The organism is Sapientia aquatica (assembly GCF_004358105.1).
GTDB lineage: Bacteria > Pseudomonadota > Gammaproteobacteria > Burkholderiales > Burkholderiaceae_D > Solimicrobium > Solimicrobium aquaticum.
The window spans coordinates 196062-211892 of record NZ_SMYL01000004.1; the positions used below are offsets into that span (position 1 = coordinate 196062).

Consider the following 15831-nt stretch of genomic DNA (forward strand, 5'->3'; position numbering starts at 1 on the left):
TGATTAATGGTTGGTGCGTAGCGTCATCGCCGCGTCGATTGTTCAAGACGCCCGATGGGGGCGTCCCTTTTGTCATTCGCCTAATGAGGTAATTTTGACCAAGTATTCGTCCGTGATTTCGCTCTCATAACTGAGCCGCTCTAACGCCGGAGGTGGCGTGAATTTATAGCTGACCAACAGGTGGCCCTTGGAGAGCTCTATGGGCGGGTTGCGGTCTTTGTTCATCCATGCTTTAAAGCCTAGCACCGCGCCGTCGCCTTCTAACTTGCGTCCGAATGCGTTGACGCTTTCGATGATGGAGGTAAACAGCGCGGGCGTTAGCGGCTTATCGATGAATGGCAAACTGGCGTAACGGATGGACTCGTTGATGATGTCGGCCGTACGTCGAACCGCCTCGAAGGTTTTCATATCGGCTTCTATTGGGAAGGCGGCGGTACGATTGCCCCAAAGTCGCAGGCCAGTGCCGTAGCTGCTAAATACCGTGGTGATGCCTTTTTCGTTGAGCAAATTGACTTCGGACTGCGGGTCATCAATGCGGGCCGACAAGGGGCGTTCTAGACCCAATACCCCGACTAATTCATGGTTGGAGGTGGAGTACCAAAAGCCTTCGTTTTGATCGACGGTGGCGCGTAATGCGGCCGCGTGAGTAGACAGCGGCGACAAAGTAACGCCGCCGCTAACGCGATGAGCCATCTTCACATTGGGGTAGCACAACATGGTGCGCGGGTGCGATGTGTTGAAGTTGTTGATGCCGGATGGACCGCGCCCTTTTAGCGCGTCGGAGAATAAGGTTCCAGTTGGCGCGTCAATGTAGGCGACGGCGCCAATTTTACTTGCCATCGCCTGCAGCGCCTGCGCATTGGGCGTGTAGTTGGTATAGCTAGGGATCACTAAGATTTTGGCGCAAAAGCCGAAATCGTTGTACGTGTCGGCCAATAACTGTAAGCCAGTGCGACGACCGCTGGCCTCTACCTTTCCGATGATGTCGCTGGAATCGACTTTTTTATAATCAGCATAGTAGTAACTCGCATTGACGGTGGCGCCGACTGGAATGCTGCCATTGGGTAAGCGCTGACAGTGGCCCGTTAAAAGATTGGCTTCGTAGTCTTTACCTTCTTTGAGTGCTTTGCCTTCGTAGGTCAATACCAAGTTCGATAAGCCGCCCCGAAGCATGCCGCGGTCGTTGTCGGCGCTAAAGGTCAATGTCGCGCTGGGTTCTTGTGTGCGGTGAATGGCGGGGTCAAGCACATTGACGGCGATGACGGTTACGTTGCCGTAGCCATATATGGTCGTTAGCGCTTCGGTTAGGGAATACCAGCCGCGTACTTCGGGACCAAAAACGGCGGCGTCGCGGTCCGACAGGAGCAATGTTGGCGAGTTGACGGGTCCCGTCGGAGCGCAGCCTACAATGCCGATGACGGCGCTTTTAACGACGTTGATGGGTCGCGCGCCTCTGGATACTTCGATTGTCTCTACGCCGTGCAAAAAGTTAGCGGCCATGTCAGGTTCCTTTCGTTTTTTTCTCGGTGGCTGGGGCTGGCGCTGGCGCTTCGCGCACTGGCATCGAGTTTTGAGTTTCTTCGGGTGGTAAATAAAAGAGTCGCATCAGTCCGAGATCGATTAAGTTTTGGACGGTGGGATGATCGGACGGCAGTTCTACCCGACTATCGGGAAATAGGATTTTTTCGGTGACTTTTCCATCGACCTCGATGGGGACGCACGTTAAGGGGCCGTGGTAGTCGTAGAGCATAGTTGTCATGGTTTAAGACTCCTTTATGTCAATCGGTGAATCATTATTGGTGCAGCTCGCGCACGGCGGACGCTGCGGATTGGTTGGCTGAGTTGGCTGATTTGGTTCGTCTGCGCTCTCTACCCATGTGATCTGGGTAAGCCGCGGCGCGTCGTCCACAATGTCGTCTTGTACCAGCACCGATTGCGCGCCAAAGCTAATTGCGTATTGCGCCGTGCCGGCGGTCGCGCCTAAAAAGGTATCGGACATGGCGGCTAATGGAGTGCGACAGAACGGCAATTTAACGCCGACCAAACTGTGGCGCACCTTGTCCAACACGTCGACCGCGCCGCCTTGGCCGTTTAACTGGCGCAGGACGACCGTAACCGTGATCTGGAGTTGGCGCGCCTGGGCAATAATCCGCGTGTCTTGGGTTCCGTCGTAGGTGCTGCCCGCGTAGCCGACTAATAGCGCGCCGGCCGGATGATTGAGTCGATAGGTTTCCGCGTTTATCGGAAAATACTCAACGGCCAAGGCCGGCAACTTTTGTTTGAGTCGTTCAATGACCGCTTCTAAGATCCGTAGTGTTGTCATGGTCTGTCCCCAAAGTTGCTCTTTTTTGCCGCGCGTACTTTGAACACGCCCGGTTCCGGCTGAGCTTGGCCGCTGTCTAGTCCTATCGTTAAGCGACCGTCGCGGATGTCAGCTAATACTTTTAAGGTGGCTTGGTAACTATCCGAAATCGCTTTCGGCAAATCGGCGCCTTCTGGACGACGACTGTAGAGCTGATGGCGCACCAGCACGACAGTGGAATCGCGTATCACTGTGGGGACGTTTGTTAATGGCAAAACGTAGCGGCCGCGCAGGTGGGCGTCGATTAATTCCTCGGTCGACGCGGCAGCGCGTTCGATGACCGCGATGTCGATGTCTTGCGCCAATGGGTCATCCGACGATAGCGCGATGAGTGTCGCCGTTGGTATGGCTAAGCGGATGTCGTCTATTGTTAGGTAGCGCAAGGTTAATCCTGTTTTTTGCGATGATCGTTGATCGACTATGAACGCCCGCTAGGGGCGCTCCTATGGGTTGATTAGGTTAGTTTTAATTCCACTAATGCTTCTGGATAAAGGCATAAGGCTAGCGGATTCGATTGGGCTTCTAAGTCCCAGCCTTTGCCTAGACGGCGCTCTTGTGCTTTGGCGTAAAACGGTAGGCCAATGGTGTTGGTCGTTTCGTTGTAATTGGCGGGAGCGTTGTACATGCGGAAGACGTTTTTGGCGTTGGGGAGTATGCGGGCTACGTCAGGACTGATGAAGGGTTGGCCGTTGACTTCGCCTGCGTATTCAATAAACGTGATGCCGCCGAACGTAAAGCCGCTGCGCATGTCGCCGCCCAAACGGTCTTGGGCGGCTTGCCAGTTGGCAAAGGCCGCGCGCACGCGGTCATGACCGACTAGCGCGTCATAAAAATCCGCGCCCACGAAGGCTTGCACGCCGTTAAGGATCTGGCCGCGGACGTTTTTTTCTACATGGCGTTTGAGGTTATTACATTCTTTGAGTACGTCAGTATTTTTATTGGCTAAGGCAATATTGACGCGGTGCTGTTCGATGTCGAACTCTTTGTATAAGTCATAAATAATGGAGCCGTCGGCGTCCAAAATCTGGCCTTTGATTGCGCCGATGCGCTGCCATTCGCGGGTCGCTTCTAGGCTGGCCTTCATTTCTTCTAATTTGTCATTGATGATGGTGGCTTGCGGCATTGCGCCGCCGTCTGCGCCAAACGGGGCAATGTCTTGCAGCTCAGACGGTAACAGTTGACCGGCGACCGGCAAATGCGGAATCTCAAACGAGCGGCGTTGGCGTTTGCCGCTTTTGACGATGGTTGGGTCGGCATTGCGGTCTATCGATTGGACTAAGTGCAGTTGCCCCGCGCGTTGCTCGACGACAATCGAGCTGGTGGTGACGCCTTTTTCTTCAAACAATCCGGTGGCGCCCGCCAGACCTGGCACGCTGGGTAATTTGTTGATGGCGTCGGTTAAGGTGGTGACGGTAAATAAATCGGCTAAGTTCATGGGAGTCCTCTAGTAATGGTGTGGGTGGCCGCGGTTACTTAGGCGTTAATTACAGTAGCAGCGCTGCGCGCGCGTCGATGCCGCGTTCGTCGAGTTCTGCTAGGGCGTTGGCTTTTTGCGCCGGCGTTATGCCGTTAGGCCAAATCAGTTCGTCGATGGCAACCACCGCGCCGCGAGCGATGACGATGGCCTGCGTGTCGGTGGTGCTGGGTTCGAGGGATTTTGCTAAGACGGCGGCCGCTTTTTTGGCGGTGGCTGATCCAGCTAAGTCGAGCGGCGCATAGACGCCATTGGTGACAGATAGCACCGTTCCCATCGGGTAGCGCGGACCGGCTTTGATTGGGGCGGTTTTTTTAGACCAGCCTGCCGAGACTTCAATGAGCAATAGATCGGCAAGCGTTTTGGGTTGAATTTGAGTAACCATTATTTAAGCTTTCTTGGTTGGGTGGCGGCGTAATGCGTCCGCAGCCAGCGGGTTGGTTGAGGTTTCTAATACGCGGTCCTTGGTGACGTTCTCGCCAAAGGACACGACGGGCGGCAATTGCGTTAGGAACGATTTGAGCGCGTCGGATAATGATTGCTGTTGGCTGCCTTCGCTGAACGATGCGGTGCCCTTAGCGTCTAGCGCTGCGGCGTTGTCCAATAAATCGATGACGGTGTGTTTATGTTTTGGTGCTAGCTTGCCCAAGGCGAGTTGAGATTCGGCAAAGGCGACGTGTTGGGCGTGACGGGCGGTAATGTCGCGCTGTGCGTCGGCGTGCTGTTTATCCTTGAGGAGTTTTTTTAGGCGGTTGATTTCGGTGGTTTGGGTGGCGTCGTTGACGGACTGGGCCGTGTTGGTTGCGCTGGCCGCGGATTCGGCAAAGGCGTTGTTGGGCGGTTCGTCAGCGCTGTCGGTATTGTCCGTATTGACGGCGTCCTGCGCTGCGACGATTTCGTCGATGACTTCGGCGTTGTGCTTTTCGTCCTCTTGCATGTTTTGTAGTTGCCACTCGGGGATGAGGTTATCGGCGACTTCTTGGCCTTCGCGACCGATGAGCCATTCTCTGAGGCGACGCCAAAGGGATGATTGCATTGCTACTCCTTGTGATGTGGGTGCTTCGTTAAACAGAACGACGCCGCTGTCGGTCTCATTAAATGCGGCTTGGCGTAGTCCTTTGATGGCGGGCGGCATGGCGCCTAGCGCGCCGATGTGGCGCAAATACCAGACGCCGGGGACGGGATTGCTGGGCGAGTTGGGTTCGTAAAAGCAGGCGGAAATTTTCTTGTAGCGGCCTGCGTTGAAATTCTCAGCAAAGGCAACATCGACTTGCGCTGGCTCGGCGTACAGGTCGCCGTTATGGACTCGCAAACTCTGGGCCCAGCCCCATGCTGGCGCGTTGTGGGCCGGATGACCGATGACAATTGGCGCTTCGTGCAGCGCGGCGTTGTAAGCGGCGGCCGATGCGTTGAGATCGTCACTGGTGATGGTGACGGCGCGACCCGATGTGTCGGTGTGAGTGCCAGCGGTAAAAATGTGGATTGGGTTCATGTCGCCATGATGGCGCGCGGTTGACGTGAGGTCGTTTGAACAAGGGCAAAATGAAAAATGGGCCGACGATCTGTCAGCCCATTACGCAAATTGGAAGCAAAACGCGCTTACTTCCAATCTGTAGACCAGCGCTGTTGGTCTTTGTTGAGTACGCGCGCGATGATGGGCGTTGGAACGTTTTCTGCGCGCATGAGATCGATGGCCGATTGTAGATTGGCGAGGATGGCAACGGCAAGTCCGCGATTAATTGCGCGCGATAAATCCGTATCCGTGCGTCGTGTTGGCGTATGGTCTAAATGGTGATTGGTCATGGCGTTCCCCAGCAATAAAAGTGTCTTGTTTGATTAGCTTGGGCGTCAAAGTTCCTTTTTTGTGCGTGCTCGGCCTAGCAAACGGTTATCTGTCGGGGCGCTTGCGCTAATGGTGGCGCTGTAAAGGTTTTACGGGGCTTTACGGACGTTGTTGGGTGACTAGTTGCGGCAAGGTTCCCAATACGCGATTTAAAAGGCGTGGTGGGCGTATTTTGGTGTTTGGGGAAATACCCGGATGCTGGTTGACTTTAGCATCCGGGCAATTGGTGGACTAACGCAATGCGTTGTGTGCTTCGACTAAAAATAAAATGGTCGTTGCGGTGAGGTTGAGAACGTAACGCGCGTAGTAGGCGGGAACCTCAACCGGATCGGGGCCTTGGCCGTGGCCGCCGTTTTTGTTGCGTAATGTAGGGATGCCGCTTTCTAAAAGTATTCTGATTGAGGAGGCTTGGGTTTCAAAGTAGTCAGGTAAGAGCCCATTGCTTAGACAGGTTGCAATGAGTGCTTTGGCCGTGTCGTTGGGCTTGGTCTGCCATCGGCGCAATTGAATGATGGCTTTCATGGTGCTTTCAAACGCTTTTAATGCGTCGACCAAAGATTCTTTGTGACGGCCGTGACGGTAATGCTCATGCGCGGCCAGAAATTCTTGATTGGCGCCCGCGAATCCTTCGCCGCGCAATACCGTTAAGGTCGGCTTCACCGCCTCAGCATGCAAGAACTCTGAATCAACTCGGATTAGTTCATTGGATTCAAATTGGTAGCCGATGCCGTGTTCTTTGAAGCGGTTGTTAAGTTCTACTATTGCGTCTTCTGGGGAAATCGTTCTAATGGTATTACGTGCGTACTCTCGATTGTTTTGAATATTGCCCACCATAACTCTAAAGGAAAGTTCGATTACATCAAGTGCGCGCTCGACGGATTGTTCCGCTAAAAAAAACTTGAAGACTGAATCCTCATCAGATCGCGGGTGGGGAACCAGTTCAAATAACCCATATTCTCTACAAAGTATGTCCTTAACTAGTTGATAGCTTTTTTTCGCATAGTTTGATGAATAATGATCTATGCCGAAGGCATCGCGAATGATGTGAACTACTTGAACTCGGAATGGTTGAGGTAGTGAATCGTAAGTATAGACATCCGGCACCTCACCCCTAGCTTGTTTCTGCCGCTTAGAAAATAAATTGAATACCGCCATGATTCCCTTATTTAGCGAACTGTTGATTAACGTTAATTTTAATTCTATCAACTATTCTTGCATTAAGGTAAAAACTTGAAGGGAACTTGTGTGGCCCGCGGCCGCTTGCCGGTCGGCGCTAGTTAACCAGCTGTTGCAGATAGTTGTGCGCTAGGGCTAGCATGGCGGATTCGGTTTTGGGCGGCAACTTGCCGTCGGCGTCAAATGGCAGGTATCGACGGGCTGGGATGGTGGCTGCCCGACCGCGTCCAGCTGTGCCGCCCAGTTGATGGATGGCCGCGTAAATCACGCCGCCTACGCCGATGGTGGCGCTGCTGTGGGTGGATTGGGCGATTATGCCGCGACCGATGCTGCCGTCGACTTGCAGTTTTTTACCAGGCCATGTCCCAACGCGAATGCGTTGCTCTAATGTGGCGGCGGCTAAATCTTTCCATGCGGAGCCGGCAAAACTTTCTGCTTCTAGATTTTCTTCGGCGGCGCTGCGTAGTTCTGCGCCGATACTTTTCATTAACGGCGTGAGGTCGGTAGTGCCAATTTGTAGCGTATTGAGCGCCTTGGTGAGCGCTTGGCTTTCAATTTTTATCTCGATCATTTATGATGTTCTCATAGAGAGCGTGCTTAGTTTCCAATTGGAATGGTTAGGGGCCTCGGTCGCTATTATCCGGTTCGAATCCGGCGTAGCACACTTTCTACCTTATCCTCGTGTACATTCCGCTTTTTAGTCCGCTTTGAATATCTGCGTTTTGTACAATAAACACAGTCGCGGCATCATCAATTTGTTGGCCTCCCATTTTGTTTTTTGAAAACCTGACCACTGTTTTGGTGGTTTTTGTTTGACTGTTGCCGCCCGCTGGACCTATCACATAAATCATCGTCTGGCCGTACCTATCCCATAGCACCATCGCTGGATTGGCTAACTTTGCAGGCAGTGCCTTCCATTCTGCGGCAGACAGCGCATTGCCCGCGGCGGTATGACGGGCGGCTTTGGCGCTAGCTAACAATCGATCCCCTACGTAAATAATACCCGACGCCACGTCGGCGCCCTGGGCTTTGGCGTAGGCGATTTCTGCCGGATGCATGACGCCTATGCTCATGGTTTGGCCGCTGGCGAATCCCGTTTTAAGACTACGTTCGATAAGGCTTTCCCACGCGGCTTGGCGAACTGGCGATAACAACGTTTGCTCAATGGCGGCGAATACTTGGGCGTCGTTGGCTAGTGCTTCTTGGGCGCGTTTATAGAGTAATTCATCCATCACGTGCGAGGCCATCGGGCCGCTGTTGAAGCCGGCGTCGGGGCTGAAGATGCGGAATTTACGGCCCTCGGTTGGTACGCGCACCCGGGTGATGGTGTCTTGGTAGGTCGCGCCAGTTTTGGGGTCGCGGCCTATCGGGACGATGTCTTCGGTGATTTGACCGGCGCTGGAATTGACCGTCCAGCCATTGCGCTTGACTGCGTCGGCCGAGACCGCCACGAAGCGGCAGCGGCAGTTAAACCCGTTGGGGGGCGCAATGCTATCCCAGACGGGGTCGTCATGTCGGTAAATCTTGTTATGCAGCGCCGCATGACTGCTACGGGTGCGACCGTCTAATACAGCGATGTAGCGCCAATAGGGGTGCGTGTCGGTTTCCTCTTTCATTTCGGCGTAGCGACCGGCCATGTAGGCCGATTGCAGATTGGTTTGGTAGATCGTTGCTAAGCGTCGTGGGCTGCCTAATTGCACCGGTTGGGCGTTACCCGCGCTGTCAACGACGATCTGTTTGCCCCACCAGCCTTTGGCTTGTAAGATGGGGGCGATATCTTGGATGAATTGCTTCTTGGGGTTGCCGTCGGCCATGGCGTTGGTTAAGCCGTTACGAATGTCGCGCAGGATGTCCATGCGCGTAACTTTGGCGACGGTGAAGGCGCGTGCGTGGGCGGCGCCTAACGTTTCGCGCCAGTCCCAGCCGATGTGGTAGCCTTTGCCGCGCAGATAGCTAATCGCGCGCTCTGGCACCATGGTCAGTACGGCCTTTAAATCGGCTGGATTGATTGTATTAGTCATCAGTCAATCCGATTGGCGTTGGCGGACAGTCGGCCCCACGTATCGGCGATGAATAGCATGTTGGTGAGCGTGTTGACTAGCGCGTCGTCGTTCATGTGCGGATAGGCTTCGGCTAACAAGCCTAACATTTCGGCCTCGGATTGGCCGCGTTGCATGGCCGTGATCACGGGCGTTAATAAATCGCTGGCTTGGTCGTTTAATAGCACGTTCGAAAGTCCGCCTACGGCCGCGTCGATGGCTTCTTGGTCGGGGTAGCTGTTGGGTTGACCTTCGGCGAACGCAAACGGGGTGTTGACGCCTTGGGCGGGGGCTTCGCCAATGTCGTCGTCCTGCAATTGGTAGGCGCGCTTGAAATATTGCCGCGTCAGATTGGCGCCGGCGTTTTTTAAAATGGCGTCGCGCTCGGCTAAGGTCTTGTCGACCGATTCTGGTTCCCAGAAACTAAAGACCGGTGGCGCGTCGTTGAAGTTGAGTTCCGCTATCCAGCCGATGAGTTGATTAATGGTGGCGGCGACTAAGCCTGCGTCAGCGTCTCTGATGTCGGCCGAGACGTCTTGCCCTGCTTGGGCGCTGGCGTTGGTGGTGTCGGCTTCGGTGGTTTGGTTTTGGCCTAGCAGCGCAATCGATACCTCTGAGCGCAAGTGCATTAAAAACTTTTCAAACACGTCGGCGGACGATGATTTGCCGCCGGCTTCGACGATCTCGACCGAGGCGTCGTCGGGGATGACGGCGACGGCGTCTTGCACCATGGCTTCTAACATATCCAGTAGGCTGTCGATTTCATGGTCGGGCGTGCTGCGGGGAGCTTTGCCGACCAGCCACGGTGTGCCGTATTTTTCGACGAATTTAAACCAGAAATCGATGCCGCCCTGTTTAAACTTGGTCGGCCAGAAGCAGCGCGCCAAGTCGGGGACGCCGTAGGGATTGTCGTAGCTGGCGTCTTGGCGTGGTAGCAGGTGGCTGCGCTCTGGCAGCAGTTCGCCGTCTTGGCCGGCGCTTTTGGATTTAAAGCGAAGCCGGTTTTGTTGATCGAAGAAATACCACTCGGCCGGCTTGCCGATTACATCGACCGGTACGATGTAGTTGCCTACTTTGCCCCAGACGACCTCTAGTGGCTGGTAACCGTAGAGTGGCGCGTCGAGAATTTCGGAGACGATGCGGCCCATGTCTAGGTCGGCCAAGATGTCGGTGATGTCGTCAGCGTGGCGGCTCGGTTCTAGGTTGCGATCTAGCCCGCTTTGCAGGCTTTTGACGGCGGCTTTGCGGCGGCGAATACAGCCGCCTACGTGTCCGTCTGAGCGCAGGTCGCGGTAGGCTTGAATGCTTTTGCCTAGCTTGCGTAGAACTGGGTCGGGATTGGGTAAGGCGCTGCCGACGTTGCTAATGCCTGCGGCGGTGGCGCGGGTGGCAATTTGTTTGCCCTGTTTGGGGGCGGTTTCGGCAAAGCGTACAAAGCCGCCGTTGGGAAGGTAGATGCCGGTGGCGTTGGATTTCATAACCATTTGCTTCCTGTGTTTTGTTGACGTGGGCGGCGCGATTTGACGGTGATGGGACCGCTGGGGCCGTCGCTGGCAGACAGCGCTAAGAAGCATGCCCAAGTTCGGTCGGCGTGGCCGTTGGCGTCCGATTCAGCGATGAAGCGCGGTGCCCCAGTGGGGCCGGAAATCTTTTGCAGTTTGTGTAAATCGGAACGTAGCGCGGTGTCGCCCAAGGGGATGCGAATTAATTTATCTTCGAACATTTCTTTACCGCGGGTGGCTAGTGTTAGCTTGCTGGCGACGCTGAAAATCACGCCTTCTACGCGCAGTGAGCCATAGCGGGCTTTGGCGTCTTCGACGGGCTTTTCGCCCATGCCGGTTTGATCCATGCACATGCGCAGAACGCGATAACGGGTGAACACGTCGTCTAACAAGGCGTCTTGTTGCGCAAACTTGGCGCGCTTGGCGGTAATAATTTCGCGCGTCCAATAGACGTCGCCTACCTGCTCAACTACCCAAATCACAAACAAGTCATTGCGTAGGCCGATATCGACGCCTACAAAACAAGGCCCGCCCGCGTAGTGGGTAGGATCGCCAGCGCGGTCATGCTCTACGCCGTCGATGAGGTCAAAGGATAGCCACGCGCTGGCTTCATCTAGCCATCTGAGTTCAAATTCTTGGCCCCACGCGTCTTCGTCATTTAAGGCTAATTTCATGGCGTCGATGTCACGCGGCAGGCCGTCTTTGACGGCTTGGTAAATATCGACGACGTGACGTGACCAGACGCTGTCTAACTTTTTGTCGGTCATTAGTTCATAGAACTTGTTACCTTTGCCGTTGGGCGTGGCGGTGACGCGCAGCTTCCAGCCGTTGGATATGACGGGGAATAGCGCGGTCCATATTTTGCGGCTGTCGGCGTGGAAGGCAAATTCATCTAAAAACACGTTAGCGGAAAATCCGCGCGCCGTGTCGGGATTAGCTGGTAAGGCAGTGATGCGAGAGCCGCCGGGCAGCACAACATCGAGCATAGTGTAGCGCTCGCCGCTGGCGCCTTTGAATTCGCCTTCGATTTCTTTGACGCCTAGACTGTAGGCTTGGCAGTGCTTCTTAACGCCTTCCTCAATCGCTTCTTTGGCTTGGCGTTCGCCGCGTGACAAGATGACCCAGCGCGTGCGACCGCCGGCGGCTTCGGCGGCAAAACAATCGTCGACCAATTCCAAGGTGCTGGTAAAGGTCTTGCCGGTTTGACGAGCGAACATGCCGATCTTAAATCGGCTGGGGTCGAGTAGCCATTTCTTTTGGTAGGCGTAAAGTGGGACGGCTGCGCTGGATTTGGGTGACATGTTTTATCCTGTGATGCCGTAAATTTCTTCACGTATGCGTTGCAGTGTCTCTGGCGCTAATGCGCCTGTTTTTGCTAGTGTGTCTAGCTTATTTTGTTGGGCTTTGAGTAGTTTTAGTTCGGCGGCTTTCTCAATTTCTTGGCGCTCTTTGATGCTCATGGTGCGGGCTTGCATGGCGGCGCGCGCGGCGCGGGCGAGTTCACTAATTTCTTTGACGCTGACGTCGTCGCGGTCGTGCGCATTGAGGGCGGCGTTGGTAGCTAAGGTGGTGACCGCTTGGGCTAATAACGCGCCGGCTTTGTCGCCCATGCCGTCGCCCAATTCATCGACTAAGGCGCCGGCAGCGGTGTCGATTTCGCGCATGCGGCCGACCATTTCGTCAAAGCCTGCTTTGTAGCGGTGGATGCTGGAGCGGCTGGGAGTGTCGACCTCGGGAAAGGTTTGCCGCAGGTTGGCGATGAGTTCGTCTAGCGTGAGCCGGTCTTGGCGTAGTAGCTTTTCTAGGTGGGCGCGGACGTCGGGCGCTAGTTTCTTGATGTTGGATTTGCGGCCCACGGTTATGCTCCGGGCTTGGCCACGCCGGGGACTTGCGAGCGGCCGCGGGCTGCGTCGGTGCCGCGCTCGGTCAACGTGGCTACTAGCACGGCGTCAAGGTCTTCTATTGTTACGAGGCCTTGCTCTTCTAGCCAGCGCAGTTCGGTTTTGACTTGATCGCGGGTGATGGCGTGGCCAAAGCGCTCTAGGGCCATGCGCAGTACGCTGGAGTTGGCTTTCATGGCGGGTAATTCGGCGAGTACGCGTAGAATCAATAGGCGAATATCGCGGCGTAAATAATCGGCAAAATTAGGCATGGTGGCGTCTCTAATTGATGGGGGTTACTTGTGGTTAAGTAGGTAGTCATTGACGCGGTCTACGCTGCGAGTGAGCGGCGTGATGCTGTCGCGCAAGGCTTGCAGTTGGCTTTGCATGGACTTCATATCGCCGGCTAATTCTTGGACAACGTTAATGTCGGGCAGATGGCGGATTTTTTCCTCTAGGCTCAAGATGCGTAATTGCAGCTCCATAACCTCCTTGGCGGTGGCCGAATAACGGCCGATCACCCACGTATAGATGCCGATGACTAGCATGACGCCGGTTTGCATTTCTTGCAGGCCGAACTGGAGTTGGTCTAGCGTCATTAGCGGTTCCAGATTTGAGTGCGTTGGCGTTCTAATCGTTGCTGGCAATCGACGCAATGGCGACAGCCTGGCACGGCTTGGCGGCGGGCCTCGGGTATGGGCGCGCCGCATTCATCGACGGTGCAAAATTCGGCGGAATCGGCGGCCGTTTTGCCGGCGGTGTGGCTGCGTTGGCGTTGGGTGTCTAGCGCCAATTGGCGGATAAATTGCTCTCGCTCAGAGGCGATGTCTAGTGGGTCACTCACGGTCTATCCAGTTCAAGAAATCAATCATCCTGCCGGCGCAGATGCCGTACAGGTCGTAGGTTAGTTTTAGCGCTAGCGCGATGTCGTCGGCGTGGTTACTGGCTGGCGCTGGTGGCGTTGGACAGCGGGTAGCGTATTCCGCTGGCACTGCTGGTGGCAGCGCGGTCACGGGCGGCGTTAAGTTGGCGCATGACGTTGTCATCAAAGCGGCAATCAACACGGTTGGCGGCAGTTTGTGTAAGCGCATTGGTTAGCTCCTTTGTTGCGTCGTCGTCGGTGGCGCTGCGTGCGGCTAGCGCGGCGCGCATGGCGCGACTGGCCGCGTTGGCGTCGGCGATTAATTTTTTATGCGCGTCGACGATGGCGGTAATGTCGGTGATGGTTTTGCTCGATTGGTCGGCGCGTTCTAGTTGGCGTCCGACGGCGCGGCCATCGATACTGCCGGCGACCCAACCTGCGCCGGCTCCTAGGCAAAATACGATCAGGGCCGCGGCGATGGTGATCCAAAATGTTTTGCTCACGATTGACACGCTCCTTGGCCCCAGCCCGCGGCGTAATAGATGGGCTCGTGCTTGAGCAAGATACGCCGCGGGTAGTGGCGATTTTCTTGCCAGTTGGCGGGCGATCTGCCTGCGTTGACGAGCTCGACGGCATTGAACCATTGCGATGCATTACGCCCTTGGGCTGCGGCTAACTTGGCGTCGCGCTGCGCCCAGCCTAGGCCGCCGTTATAGGACGATAAGGTAAAGGCCATGCGGTTGCACTCGTCGGTGCCAGTGACGCGTTGGTAGAGCCAGCGGTCGTAGTGCAGCATGGCGCGCATTGCCCATGCTGGGTTGAACGGTTGCGCGTTGGCTAGGGATTGCGGATAGAGCGCGGCGATCCATTGTGTGGTGGCTGGCATAAACTGCGCCATGCCTTGCGCGCCAACGCGAGACACTGCATCGGGTCGCCACGCCGATTCTTGGTGGATTTGGGCGGCGAAGGTGGCGACCGGTGCGTCCATGCCCCATACCATGCGCGCGGTACGGGTTAGTTCGGCGCGGTATGGGTTGGCGGCATGGGGGACCTGAGCAAAAGAAGTTGCGGGGATCAGCAGTGCAATCAGGATGCGCCCTAACTGGCGGGATGAGGCGTTCATTACAGCCCTAACGCTACGCCAATAACGACGGCGGCAACGACGATGGCGCGCCTAAGCATGGCGGCGGCAAATACATATCGGTAGCCGTCGACGACGGCGAAATCGACTTGGTAGGCCGGTTCGTCGGTGCCGTAGCGCCAGTCCTCTTGCAGGTAGCCGTCGGGTCGGCTGTAGGGGAAGATTGAGCGATCGACCCAATAACCCACCGCCGCCGCTAACGAGATCAAGGATAGCTTGTATAGGGCGACCGGAATTTGGACCGGTGACAGCAATGCGACGGCAGTTAGCAGCACTGATGCGACGAGAAGCCAGCTTGTGGCGCGCGGTGCGCGCCGATATAACGGGATGGTTGGTGTGGTGTAGGAAAACATGACAGCTCCAAATCGCTCGATGGGTTACGGTGATAAGCCATTGTGCGATTTGGGTGCTGGGGTGTCATATGAACGAGGGCAAAAGGACTGCCGCTCGTCGCGCTTGGTGGTGCTTAAAACTCGGTAATGGCGTTGTGTAATTTGTCTGCGGTGGCAGGCGCCAAGCCGCTATTGAATTGGGCGACGAGTAAGCCGCTTTTTGATTGGTAGAGATAGGGACCTGCAATGCCTTTGAGGCTGTTGAAATAGGCAAATAAGGCGTCGCAATGGGCGCGCTCGGCACAGGTGAAGACTTGGCCGCCTTTGGGCGCGGTTTCGGTCACGCTGAAGGTAATTTGCTCTTTGAAGGTTGACGGCATGGGGCCTTTGCCGTTACGCGGTGGCGTTTGTATGTTGGTCACGCTGACGTCGGTTTGGGTTAATTTGGCGATGACGTTGTCCATCACCGGGACGGTTGGTTTGTTGCAGGCCGCGAGTGCTGCTAATGCGGATAACGAAATTAGTTTGGTTAAGGTGGGGCTCATCTTTTCTCCTAGTACGCGCCAGTGCGATGTGGTGATGTGAAAAGGCCACCCGATTGGGTGGCCTTAGCTGGTGTTGGGATAGGTGATTGGTGGGAAAGTTCAATATAGCCTTTTGTGAGCCCCGTGTTAAATGTTTAACCTATCATCAGACGCAGAGCGCTTTTTAAATTAATTTGAGGATTTTCATATTGGTCTCAATATCCTTTAAACCAGCGTAAATGTCATTAAGATACGACATGGCGACAGACGGAGCGGCAAAGCCAGGCCCACTTGATGGGTTCTCAACATAAGTATGAGCAAGCGAATCTCTGGCGGATTTAAGTAAGTTTATAGCTGCCAACATTTTTGCGTGTGTCCCAGCGTTCAATCGGCCTTCCAATTCTTCAACGCTTACTAGACCAATGACCCTCATCAACATTGAGCGAAAATGCTTGTCATATTCGAATCCATATGTCCTTTGTATGATTTGGGAATCGAGATGCTTGATGTTTAAAGGCTCTTTGATAGTTTTTCCAGCTCGCTTAATTAGCTCGTCCATAGACATTTCAACCCATCCAGCCACCTCAATGACGACTAACTTTGCGTACAGGATAGTCATTAGTTGTTTGGTAGATTTGTTGTATTGCTTCTCCAATGCAGCGGCGTTTCGTTTTATATAAGTAACCGGGATCATGA

Annotated in this window: 22 protein-coding genes; all 22 read right to left on the reverse strand. The window is 55.0% G+C overall.

The annotated features are described in order from the left end of the window. Positions 1-72: 72 nt before the first annotated feature. Positions 73-1500: a phage tail sheath subtilisin-like domain-containing protein gene (locus E2I14_RS10310; protein WP_133328113.1), complete on the reverse strand. Its 1428-nt coding sequence runs from the start codon at positions 1498-1500 to the stop codon at positions 73-75. Between the two features lies 1 nt (position 1501). After that, entirely contained in the window at positions 1502-1759 is a 258-nt protein-coding gene (locus E2I14_RS10315; protein ID WP_133328115.1) for a hypothetical protein, read from the reverse strand. A 3-nt stretch (positions 1760-1762) separates the two neighbouring features. Continuing rightward, positions 1763-2323, reverse strand: a complete 561-nt coding sequence (locus E2I14_RS10320; RefSeq protein ID WP_133328117.1) for a Gp37 family protein — start codon at positions 2321-2323, stop codon at positions 1763-1765. Next, positions 2320-2745 (reverse strand): gp436 family protein, encoded by a 426-nt coding sequence (locus E2I14_RS10325; RefSeq protein WP_133328119.1) that lies wholly within the window; start codon positions 2743-2745, stop codon positions 2320-2322. Before E2I14_RS10325 ends, E2I14_RS10320 begins: the two co-directional genes overlap by 4 nt. A gap of 71 nt (positions 2746-2816) precedes the next feature. Further along, on the reverse strand, positions 2817-3797 hold the full coding sequence (locus E2I14_RS10330) for a major capsid protein (RefSeq protein ID WP_133328121.1): 981 nt from the start codon (positions 3795-3797) through the stop codon (positions 2817-2819). Between the two features lie 49 nt (positions 3798-3846). Continuing rightward, positions 3847-4221, reverse strand: a complete 375-nt coding sequence (locus tag E2I14_RS10335; protein WP_133328123.1) for a head decoration protein — start codon at positions 4219-4221, stop codon at positions 3847-3849. A 3-nt stretch (positions 4222-4224) separates the two neighbouring features. Then, a complete protein-coding gene (locus E2I14_RS10340; protein ID WP_133328125.1) occupies positions 4225-5328 on the reverse strand; it encodes a peptidase in 1104 nt (367 codons plus the stop codon). A gap of 107 nt (positions 5329-5435) precedes the next feature. After that, positions 5436-5639, reverse strand: coding sequence for a hypothetical protein (locus E2I14_RS10345; RefSeq protein ID WP_133328127.1), 204 nt, complete (start codon positions 5637-5639; stop codon positions 5436-5438). Between the two features lie 271 nt (positions 5640-5910). Next, the gene (locus E2I14_RS10350) at positions 5911-6834 is read right to left on the reverse strand and encodes an STM4504/CBY_0614 family protein (RefSeq protein ID WP_133328129.1); all 924 of its coding nucleotides are present in this window, start codon (positions 6832-6834) and stop codon (positions 5911-5913) included. 118 nt (positions 6835-6952) lie between these two features. Next, positions 6953-7426, reverse strand: a complete 474-nt coding sequence (locus E2I14_RS10355) for a phage virion morphogenesis protein (RefSeq protein WP_133328131.1) — start codon at positions 7424-7426, stop codon at positions 6953-6955. Between the two features lie 97 nt (positions 7427-7523). Continuing rightward, positions 7524-8876, reverse strand: coding sequence for a phage minor head protein (locus E2I14_RS10360; RefSeq protein WP_206105621.1), 1353 nt, complete (start codon positions 8874-8876; stop codon positions 7524-7526). Further along, complete coding sequence (locus tag E2I14_RS10365; RefSeq protein WP_227544699.1) at positions 8876-10372, reverse strand: DUF935 domain-containing protein; 1497 nt, start codon at positions 10370-10372, stop codon at positions 8876-8878. The genes E2I14_RS10360 and E2I14_RS10365 overlap by 1 nt, the downstream gene beginning before the upstream one ends. After that, positions 10369-11697 (reverse strand): terminase large subunit domain-containing protein, encoded by a 1329-nt coding sequence (locus E2I14_RS10370; protein ID WP_133328135.1) that lies wholly within the window; start codon positions 11695-11697, stop codon positions 10369-10371. The genes E2I14_RS10365 and E2I14_RS10370 overlap by 4 nt, the downstream gene beginning before the upstream one ends. 3 nt (positions 11698-11700) lie before the next feature. Beyond that, positions 11701-12252, reverse strand: coding sequence for a phage protein Gp27 family protein (locus E2I14_RS10375; RefSeq protein WP_133328137.1), 552 nt, complete (start codon positions 12250-12252; stop codon positions 11701-11703). Positions 12253-12254: 2 nt separating this feature from the next. After that, complete coding sequence (locus tag E2I14_RS10380) at positions 12255-12548, reverse strand: VpaChn25_0724 family phage protein (RefSeq protein WP_133328139.1); 294 nt, start codon at positions 12546-12548, stop codon at positions 12255-12257. 24 nt (positions 12549-12572) lie between these two features. Next, positions 12573-12875: a DUF2730 domain-containing protein gene (locus E2I14_RS10385; RefSeq protein WP_206105622.1), complete on the reverse strand. Its 303-nt coding sequence runs from the start codon at positions 12873-12875 to the stop codon at positions 12573-12575. Continuing rightward, positions 12875-13120 carry a TraR/DksA C4-type zinc finger protein gene (locus tag E2I14_RS10390; protein ID WP_133328141.1) on the reverse strand — a complete coding sequence of 82 codons (246 nt, stop codon included), beginning with the start codon at positions 13118-13120 and terminating at the stop codon, positions 12875-12877. Before E2I14_RS10390 ends, E2I14_RS10385 begins: the two co-directional genes overlap by 1 nt. Before the next feature lie 95 nt (positions 13121-13215). Further along, on the reverse strand, positions 13216-13641 hold the full coding sequence (locus E2I14_RS10395; protein ID WP_133328143.1) for a hypothetical protein: 426 nt from the start codon (positions 13639-13641) through the stop codon (positions 13216-13218). Beyond that, positions 13638-14261 carry a transglycosylase SLT domain-containing protein gene (locus tag E2I14_RS10400; protein WP_133328145.1) on the reverse strand — a complete coding sequence of 208 codons (624 nt, stop codon included), beginning with the start codon at positions 14259-14261 and terminating at the stop codon, positions 13638-13640. The genes E2I14_RS10395 and E2I14_RS10400 overlap by 4 nt, the downstream gene beginning before the upstream one ends. Next, positions 14261-14632, reverse strand: coding sequence for a putative holin (locus E2I14_RS10405; RefSeq protein WP_133328147.1), 372 nt, complete (start codon positions 14630-14632; stop codon positions 14261-14263). The genes E2I14_RS10400 and E2I14_RS10405 overlap by 1 nt, the downstream gene beginning before the upstream one ends. A gap of 113 nt (positions 14633-14745) precedes the next feature. Further along, complete coding sequence (locus tag E2I14_RS10410; protein ID WP_133328149.1) at positions 14746-15156, reverse strand: hypothetical protein; 411 nt, start codon at positions 15154-15156, stop codon at positions 14746-14748. 163 nt (positions 15157-15319) lie between these two features. Next, a complete protein-coding gene (locus E2I14_RS10415) occupies positions 15320-15829 on the reverse strand; it encodes a hypothetical protein (RefSeq protein WP_133328151.1) in 510 nt (169 codons plus the stop codon). Positions 15830-15831 lie beyond the last annotated feature (2 nt).

Bases quoted from the DNA above. Each gene is read 5' to 3' on its own strand.
- E2I14_RS10310 (WP_133328113.1), bottom strand. From the start codon at position 1,500: ATGGCCGCTAACTTTTTGCACGGCGTAGAGACAATCGAAGTATCCAGA.
- E2I14_RS10315 (WP_133328115.1), bottom strand. From the start codon at position 1,759: ATGACAACTATGCTCTACGACTACCACGGCCCCTTAACGTGCGTCCCC.
- E2I14_RS10320 (WP_133328117.1), bottom strand. From the start codon at position 2,323: ATGACAACACTACGGATCTTAGAAGCGGTCATTGAACGACTCAAACAA.
- E2I14_RS10330 (WP_133328121.1), bottom strand. From the start codon at position 3,797: ATGAACTTAGCCGATTTATTTACCGTCACCACCTTAACCGACGCCATC.
- E2I14_RS10335 (WP_133328123.1), bottom strand. From the start codon at position 4,221: ATGGTTACTCAAATTCAACCCAAAACGCTTGCCGATCTATTGCTCATT.
- E2I14_RS10340 (WP_133328125.1), bottom strand. From the start codon at position 5,328: ATGAACCCAATCCACATTTTTACCGCTGGCACTCACACCGACACATCG.
- E2I14_RS10345 (WP_133328127.1), bottom strand. From the start codon at position 5,639: ATGACCAATCACCATTTAGACCATACGCCAACACGACGCACGGATACG.
- E2I14_RS10350 (WP_133328129.1), bottom strand. From the start codon at position 6,834: ATGGCGGTATTCAATTTATTTTCTAAGCGGCAGAAACAAGCTAGGGGT.
- E2I14_RS10355 (WP_133328131.1), bottom strand. From the start codon at position 7,426: ATGATCGAGATAAAAATTGAAAGCCAAGCGCTCACCAAGGCGCTCAAT.
- E2I14_RS10360 (WP_206105621.1), bottom strand. From the start codon at position 8,876: ATGACTAATACAATCAATCCAGCCGATTTAAAGGCCGTACTGACCATG.
- E2I14_RS10365 (WP_227544699.1), bottom strand. From the start codon at position 10,372: ATGAAATCCAACGCCACCGGCATCTACCTTCCCAACGGCGGCTTTGTA.
- E2I14_RS10370 (WP_133328135.1), bottom strand. From the start codon at position 11,697: ATGTCACCCAAATCCAGCGCAGCCGTCCCACTTTACGCCTACCAAAAG.
- E2I14_RS10380 (WP_133328139.1), bottom strand. From the start codon at position 12,548: ATGCCTAATTTTGCCGATTATTTACGCCGCGATATTCGCCTATTGATT.
- E2I14_RS10385 (WP_206105622.1), bottom strand. From the start codon at position 12,875: ATGACGCTAGACCAACTCCAGTTCGGCCTGCAAGAAATGCAAACCGGC.
- E2I14_RS10400 (WP_133328145.1), bottom strand. From the start codon at position 14,261: ATGAACGCCTCATCCCGCCAGTTAGGGCGCATCCTGATTGCACTGCTG.
- E2I14_RS10405 (WP_133328147.1), bottom strand. From the start codon at position 14,632: ATGTTTTCCTACACCACACCAACCATCCCGTTATATCGGCGCGCACCG.
- E2I14_RS10410 (WP_133328149.1), bottom strand. From the start codon at position 15,156: ATGAGCCCCACCTTAACCAAACTAATTTCGTTATCCGCATTAGCAGCA.
- E2I14_RS10415 (WP_133328151.1), bottom strand. From the start codon at position 15,829: ATGATCCCGGTTACTTATATAAAACGAAACGCCGCTGCATTGGAGAAG.